Raw genomic sequence first — 322 nt, forward strand, 5'->3', positions numbered from 1 at the left:
TTCTGATTCAGAGAAATAGATACAGTCTTAATCTAAACCGCCTGCTCGCAATTCCTCACGTTCAGCATCTGTCATATAACTTTTGGGTAATTTCTTTTGCATAGGAAATTCCTTTCTGTAATCTTCTTTTAAATATTAGTCTAATGGTTGAAGCTGATCAATTAAATTTTCTAGGCACTTTTCAATCTGTCGTGTAAGAGGAAAATTAAGATATCTGTTTTGATCTTTGATGTTTTTTATCAAGAAAAAACATCGTTTGAGGGGATGTGATATGAAGGGGGCTTGGCTTGGCGAAGTTGGAGTGTAGCGTATTGTTGCTTGA

At 35.4% G+C, this 322-nt stretch carries 1 protein-coding gene; it reads right to left on the reverse strand.

Annotated features, from left to right (window positions below; translation table 11 throughout):
- Positions 1–135: 135 nt before the first annotated feature.
- On the reverse strand, positions 136–322 hold a 187-nt coding region (locus tag ACFINC_RS10790), incomplete at its 5' end, for a hypothetical protein (RefSeq protein ID WP_375617212.1).

Source organism: Bartonella sp. AP58NXGY, assembly GCF_042195785.1.
Classification (GTDB): Bacteria; Pseudomonadota; Alphaproteobacteria; order Rhizobiales; family Rhizobiaceae; genus Bartonella.